4 protein-coding genes are annotated in these 7,812 nt (G+C 38.0%); all 4 read right to left on the bottom strand.

Annotation, left to right across the window (positions count from 1 at the left end; translation table 11 throughout):
- Positions 1–204: 204 nt before the first annotated feature.
- Entirely contained in the window at positions 205–4,677 is a 4,473-nt protein-coding gene (locus ELS83_RS09440; RefSeq protein ID WP_171595309.1) for a hypothetical protein, read from the bottom strand.
- Positions 4,678–4,858: 181 nt separating this feature from the next.
- Positions 4,859–5,695 carry a 50S ribosomal protein L11 methyltransferase gene (gene prmA, locus ELS83_RS09435; protein ID WP_171595308.1) on the bottom strand — a complete coding sequence of 279 codons (837 nt, stop codon included), beginning with the start codon at positions 5,693–5,695 and terminating at the stop codon, positions 4,859–4,861.
- 103 nt (positions 5,696–5,798) lie between these two features.
- Complete coding sequence (gene tpiA, locus ELS83_RS09430) at positions 5,799–6,554, bottom strand: triose-phosphate isomerase (RefSeq protein WP_171595307.1); 756 nt, start codon at positions 6,552–6,554, stop codon at positions 5,799–5,801.
- An 8-nt stretch (positions 6,555–6,562) separates the two neighbouring features.
- Positions 6,563–7,801 (bottom strand): BT_3928 family protein, encoded by a 1,239-nt coding sequence (locus tag ELS83_RS09425; RefSeq protein ID WP_171595306.1) that lies wholly within the window; start codon positions 7,799–7,801, stop codon positions 6,563–6,565.
- Between the last annotated feature and the right edge of the window lie 11 nt (positions 7,802–7,812).

Below are 7,812 nucleotides of genomic sequence, written 5' to 3'. Positions count from 1 at the left end.
TTCTCGTGCAACAGATAGGCAAGATCTTCCTTCGTTCTGTATTTTTAGAACTGCTTGTTCTCTATCCTCAATACTAAATTTGTTTCTCTTTTTTTTAGTCATAAAAACACCCCAAATGTTGTGTCCAACTTTTGGGGTGCAGTTCATTGAGGTATGGCTTTTTTATGTTTCCAGGTGAAATCTTCGTTTACCTTTGGGCTTATGCTATTTAAAATTCATTCGTTTCAAGAATTTGGTCTTTTTTGAACGCTGCGTAATGATATAGGAATACGGATTTTTCTTCAGCGGATCTTTGAACTTGCGCTTGTCTTCCTTGGTTTCGGTAATTATGGTGTTGAATTCGCTATTCGATGAACGAACAAACATCACACCATGGTGGTATTCGAAAAAGTACCAGGTCGATTTATCCAGTTCAAGGTAGATGCTTAATTTATTCCCACTTCTTTTTTTATCGAGCTCTACTTTTCCTCTTACGCTTTTATTGATCTGTTTTCCGTTAATGTTGCCAATTCCAATATCGCCAATCGATTGGTAAGCTTTTGCCTCTTTGTCCCAAATAAAATCAAGATTATTGAAATAGATGGTATGTTTTAACTCTTTTGGGAGTTCTTTAAAAAGGCCATTTACATCGCGCACTAACATGGCTTTTTCGGCTCTTGTTTTGCCCATTAGTTCGGCAATTTTCTTTGTATACACCTTGCTGTTTAGTTTGTTGGCCGGTAAGCTGGCACTGGCAAAATCGTTTTCCATAATTTTCAATGCCTGATCGTTAAAGAAGAAATCGATACCATAAATCAGATCCAACGTAACAATATCGCTCGTTAAATCGTGTTCAATATTTCCCGAAGCCACTTGTTGAATCTGCCCCAATTCTGCTCCTAAATTCACTTTTCCTTCTCCTTTGATATTGCAATTGTTCTGGTAAAATGAAATCATGCTTCCCTGGGCATCCGAATTTGCCAACTTATTTTTTTCTGCAATCTGATAAGCCTGTAGGTTTTCGTTGTAGGTTAAATATCCTTTAGCCTCAAGCAATACATTATCGGTATAGAATATCCTTCTTGAAAGGAAGGAGGAGTAGATGTGAATCGAATCGTTGGTCAGAAAAAAAGAATTGTACAGCTTTAACCTGTCATCGTCTATTGCATGCAGTTCTACCGGAATTTGAACATTGTGAGGATCAATTTTTGCTTTAAAATCCAACCAGTTGTCTTTAATTTGTCCACATTTGTTATGAATGTGTGCCTGTCCATCGAAGTAGAGGGCAGAATCCCTGGCCTCCAGTTTTACCTTTCCTTTGTAGTCAAAATCAGGGCTTAGAGTAAACGATTTCTCTTCCGGGATATTTCCCATCGCAATGGTCTGGCCTGTAGAATCTACATCAATTACATCAAATGTAATCAGTTGTTCTTTGTCATCGGCAGTTAGATAGGTATAGCTTCCCGATCCTGAATACGAATTTTTACCATGCACATTAATGGTGGCATCGTATATTTTATGGAATTTGTTAATTGTATCTGCTAAAATATTCGCATTCCTGAATGTTTCCATTCTACCACCTTTGGCAATGCTCACATTTCCGCTATCGGGATATAGCTTTGCATCGGCTATCTGCAAACTTTTAACAAATTTCGCTGATATGGTGTTGTCAACAGCATCGTAACGTGCCAAAGGGGTAATAAAACTTAATGAGTCTTGTTTTGGATCGATGGAAACAAATTGGTTCAGGGCACTTTCATCCAGATCCTGAATTTTATCTTGCTCCCACAATGCAGCCAAAGTACTTTCATCTTTTTTTCCAAAATCAATAATCTGATCGTCCATAAACCACTTAAAGCTATTGATATAACTCATGTATCGATTATCGGGGAAGATACTTTTTTTATCTTTCTTGGTATTTTCAAAAGCTCCTGTTCTACTTACAAAATCGATATCTGCGTTTACCGATTCGGTAACAAAAGAATAACCAGTTGAGTCGGCATTTAGAATTTTAAAGCTGGCCGAATCGGCTAAAATATTTTTTCGGTTGTAGGTAAAATAATCCGATTTTATTTCGGCGTTTACCAACTCCATATTTCCAGAACCGGTAATTCCGTCAGGCGTAATTTTAAGCGTTCCGGCCAATGTGGCCAGTTTCTTGTACATGTCAAGCGGTAAAGCACTACTTTTTACATACATCTCATCTTTGTACGGAAACCACTGAACGTAGATTTGTTTTCCATTCACTTCCGGATTGTTCATTTTAGTGTCGTGCTCCTTCAGCTCAAAACTTTCGGCATTGCTTACCATCTCTTCTGGCCTGAAAATAAAATCGGAAGATTTGGTTTCAGATACCAGGTAGTTTAAGACACCACTACCTCTTAGTCCTTGATTCGAAAGGTAAACCGTATCGGTAAATACACCTTTCTTGTAGGCCGGAAATCCATCTTGAGGTGTAAGGTGTTCGAAACCAAGCGAATTGTCTTCGCGAATGGTTAAAGGCTCTCTAAAGGTTGGGAAAATGCTATCCGATACAAAGGTGCCTGCCAGTTCAATATCCGAACGGTCAAAATTATTGATATTTGTGATTGTGTATGGATCTACCTTGAAAAAGAATTCTTCACGTTTGTAAACACCGTTCTGAATGTGAGGCTTATCGTAGAAAACGTAGCTGGAATCTACACTGTTGAAAATGGGGTAATCAGCAAAATTTTTATTCCCCGATTTATTATTTGGGTCATCAATTAGCAGATCTCCTGATATTTGTTCAATTACACTTCCCAATTGGTTGGTATATCTTTTTCCAAAATTGCTGAGGGAATCTACCACCACATTCATCTGCAGGGAATCGATGGATTTTAGATCGACCTTAAAGTTATCGTAAGAAAAATCGAAGCCTTTACCATGCAGATCAATTAATCCAGCCATAATTTTTCCATCGAACTCGAAATCGCGGTTTTTCTTCAATACAATTTTCTGGTACTTAGGATAAATCACCACGTTCTGAGAGTCACTCACCGAAATTTCCCGAACTCCATTAATCTGAAGCTGCGAGCTGCCAATAAAATAAATGGCATCAGACTCTTTGTCGTCTGTTTGTGTGGTAAATTGTATCACATCGTAATCCTGTCGGCCCATTCCACTTAAAATGTAATCGTTCAAACGTTTTTGAAGCGTTACTTCATCGGTATTCATATTGTAGGTTACAAATCCTTGGAACGAGAGGGCAAACAATTGCTGTCGAACCTGGTTTATTGGCTTTTTAATGTAATCGGCATATTCTTGTGCTGAGAATGTTTCAACATACATGTAATCGGCAAACTTACGGAGTAGCACCAAAGGATTCTGTGCATCCATTCCCTGTATTCGCATGAATCGGTTCATTCTAAAGTAGTTCGTCGACTCAAAATGAGCCTGGCGTTTGGTCGCACCTTTCATGCTGGTAAAGTGCATCATATTTTCATCCAGGCGCCATACGAGCATACCAAAATCCATAATCATATTGTGATAATTGTCGAAATATGGACTCTGCGAAATGCCTTCGCCATCGCGAAAAAGGTTTAATTCCTTCTTTTTGGGAAAGTATTTAAACAATAGGCCAGGATGATGAATCCTGCATGTATCAATTAAAATATCGATTTTGGTATCCTTAGCAGCGATTTGATTATTGCGAAATGCAAAGTGTTCCGATTTGGCAATTAAAAATAAAGTGTCGTTTCTTGAAATTTCTATTTCGGATGGATGCTCAGGACTTCCTTTGCCAATAAATTTTGCTCCATGAATGGCAACACCACCTTTGTAGTTTACATGTTCGTAAATTTGGTCGATTTTAATCTCGTGATCGAAGGATACGAATCGAGGATAAAGCGCTTGTTTTGGATTTTTGGCCTTTGTGGTTTTCTCAATCAGGTTTCCATAAATGGATCCTGCCGAAAGATTTGGATTAAAATACTCGACAGTATCGATTGAAAAGGTCGATTTGGAAGTATTGACCTGGTAGGCATCAAAAATTGCATATTCTTTACTGATGTCTTTTCCGGCACGTTCCCAGCTTATTTTTCCAGACTTGCCTTTCCAAATTTTTTCGAAGGGATGGTAAATTCCACTGGTTTTGTAAATTTTTGAGGTATCTCTTTGAGCAATACATTGTAAATCGAGCTGCTCGAATTGAATGTGCAAATCATCGTTAAAAATATATTTGAATTTGGCATTTACAGCTCTCCATTCAACAGCATATGATTTGTTGATGATGCTATCCTGTAAAAGGTGTTGGGTTTGAATTAAAAAATCTTTGCTCTTGCTTAGCTTTGTTTTTTTGTTGCTTACCAGTTGCAAGAAACCTGAATGCCAGTTTTTCAAGTTTTCCTGGCTTCTGTTTTGCTGCTGAAAGAGCATTAATGTTCTAAAGTAGTTGTAAAAATCGGGAAACGAACGCGCTCTTTTTTGCAGAAGAATATCGCTTACTTCATAAATCTTTTTTCGTTCTTCAGCAGTAATATGAGACGAGAACCAGAATTGTGGAAACTGCTCGGCAAACTCTTTGCTCTCTTTCTTTTTGCTGGGATGATCCATAAACTTCAGAAAATCTTCCTGAAATAGAATAGAATCGCGAGGAAATGATTTGATTGATTGCCCCCAAAGATTTATAGAGCAAAATAGTATCGTTAAAACGAAAAGAGAGCGTACAGCTGAAGTCATAAATGTTGTTTTTGCCTGAACTGATATAGTGATTAGGCAATTTAACAAGAATTAGGGAAAAAAGATAAAGTAGCCCACAGAAAGTGCAATGAATACCCTTGCCTGGATCAAACTTTCCAGGCAAAAGAAAAAGAAAGGAAAAAGTCAAATTGCTTACACTTTTTCCTGATATCTTTTAAAATTATGCTTTAAGGTATTTTACGGCCACCCAATTGTTATCCACTTTGTGGCTAATGTATTGTAGACCATTTTCTTCTGCCTCTTTTTGGATGTGAGGCAAGTCTTCGGTATAGAAGCCACTCATAATTAGTTGTCCGTTTTCTGGCAAACAGGCAACGTAGTGTTTCATATCGTTTACCAGGATGTTTCTGTTGATATTGGCCAAAACAACATCGTAGGTTTTACCCTTTAATAAGGCTGCATCTCCCAGGAATACCGATATATTTTTGGCCTTGTTGTTCTTGATATTCTCAAGAGAATTTTTGTATGGCCATTCATCAATGTCAATAGCATCTACTCGTACAGCATTTCTTTTCGAAGCCAGAATGGCAAGCAGGCTTGTTCCGCAGCCCATGTCCAGCACTCTTTTGCCCTCAATTTCTGTTTCCAGGATGGTTTGAACCATTAAAGAGGTGGTAGAGTGGTGGCCTGTTCCGAATGACATTTTTGGATCGATCACAATGTCGTAAGGAACTTTTGGTGTATCGGTATGAAATGAAGCGCGAATTACCACCTGATCGGAGATAATAACAGGTTGAAAATTCGATTCCCAAACTGCATTCCAATCTTGCGACTCGATGGTTTGATGTGTATATGAGATGTTGTGGTTTGGCAAAAGGTTTACCGTTAACTCTTCCACTCTTTGCATATCGAAAAGCGGGGCTTGAATAAAGGCTTCAACCGTATCGTCGGTTTGAGTAAAGCTTTCAAAATCAATCTCTCCAAGCTCAGCAATTAGAATGTCAGCTATATCTTCATCGAAAGGAGTTATCTGGCATTTTAGTTCTATATAGTCCATTTGTATTGTTAGTTTTATTTGTTGTTGCAAGGTAACTTAAAGCATAGAAAAAACAAAAGCCGACACGGAGTGTATCGGCCTTTTATTTTATCAAATTCTATTCTTAGAATGCAGTAATGATTCCCATGAAGTCTTCAGCTTTAAGTGAAGCACCACCAATTAAACCACCATCTACATCAGCGTTTTCGAATAATTCTTTTGCGTTAGAAGGCTTACAGCTACCACCGTAAAGAATTGAAGTGTTGTTTGCAACTTCTTCACCGTATTGCTCAACCAAAGTTTTACGGATAAAAGCGTGCATTTCCTGAGCCTGATCAGAAGAAGCAGTAACACCTGTTCCAATTGCCCAAACTGGCTCGTATGCCAATACCACTTTTCCAAATTCTTCTGCTGATAAGTGGAACAATCCTTCTGCAATTTGGCTTTTTACTACGTCGAAGTGCTTTTCAGCTTCACGTTCTTCCAAAACCTCACCAATACAGAAAATAGGAGCTAGGCCATTTTCAAGAGTCAGGTTTACTTTTTTTACCAAAATTTCGTTTGTTTCACCGTAATATGTTCTTCTTTCAGAGTGACCAAGGATTACATATTTGCTACCTGTTGATTTGATCATTGAAGCTGAGATTTCGCCAGTGTAAGCACCGCTTTTTTCATCAGCACAGTTTTGTGCAGCAACCCCAATTTTTTCACCAACTACTTTATTCACTTCTGTAAGGTGAATGAAAGGAGTACCGATAACAACATCTACATCATTGATCTCAGTGTTTTCAACAAGATCATTGATTTGTCCAGCCAACTCAATACCCTCTTCAAGAGTATTGTTCATTTTCCAGTTTCCTGCAACAATTTTTCTTCTCATAATTGTAATCATTTTCTTGCCCTGGAACTTCTGCTAACTACTAGGAATAAGCAGATTAACAAGAGCAAAGTTGAAGTAATACTAATAAATACTAGTTTGATATTTAATTTTTGATGTTTCGTAATTGAATAGGCTGCCAAATCGCCATTAAGTTCTTTAACAGCAGGGAAATCGTTAAAATGCCACTTGTTGAGGATGGTTCCATTTTGAATCAGGATTAATCCAGGATTCGAACGAACGATGGTTTTCAACTGAATTTCATCCGTATTGTAAAACTCAATTGGCAATTCATGATCAGCTTTAAAAGCTTCACATTCTTGCAGCCCGGAAGCAGTTAAGGCAATAAACGAATATCCCTTTTCAAGGGCATACATCGATAGATCAAGAATTTTTGGAAGACTCTCTTCATTCAGCTTGTCTATCTCTTTTGTGATTAGAATGAATGTATAGTTTTCATCGTTTAAAACCTGGTCGGTGATGTCTCCATCCATTTCATTCGAAATCGAGAAATCGTGAATCGGTGGCGTATAACCTTCCTTTATTTTGATCTGTTCCGAGTCAACAAATGTCCATGTGCTGTCTTGCCAAGGGTAGTTTGTTTCGTCAAATTCTTTGACCACACCATCCTTTTCATATTTCAGAATACTTTTGTATTCATCTGCTGGTGCACCATCAGGAATCATCATTCCTTCACTGATATTGGCCCCAATATGATAAGGTCTAAAATCGATAATCGGCAAATGTTTGTATGAATAAACCGATGTAACAATTGAAAAAACAATCGCGAAAGCAACTAGTAAATTCTGCTCCCACAAAGGGTATGTTTTCTCTTTTAGTTTTCTGCCAAAGAAAATGAGCAGGGTAGGCACTAAAATAAACAGGTTTTTCCAGAAGGTTTCCCAGTTGCTTAGGGTTAGTACATCGCCAAAACATCCACAATCGGTCACCTTATTGGTAATTGCCAAAACCAAAGTGAGTGGTGTAAACAAGAGCATAAACAGCAGGGCGCCCCAAGCCGATAGTTTCTTTTGTGCATTAAAAACCAAGGCTACCCCTACAGTAAACTCTAATGTTGATAAGAGAATGGCCAAAGGGAATGCAAGGCCGGTTAATGCATCCATACCGAATGCTGTGAAATAATCCGAAAATTTATAGGTAGATCCCATTGGGTCTACCGCTTTTACAAAACCGCTAAAAATGAAAATTGAACCAACAATTATACGGCTGAAAAATCGAACTATACTCATTTGTTTTGGAG

It is taken from the genome of Marinifilum caeruleilacunae (assembly GCF_013141825.1).
Classification (GTDB): domain Bacteria; phylum Bacteroidota; class Bacteroidia; order Bacteroidales; family Marinifilaceae; genus Marinifilum; species Marinifilum caeruleilacunae.
The sequence above is the reverse complement of the archived record's forward strand: the minus strand, read 5'-3'. Positions and strand labels throughout refer to the sequence as shown.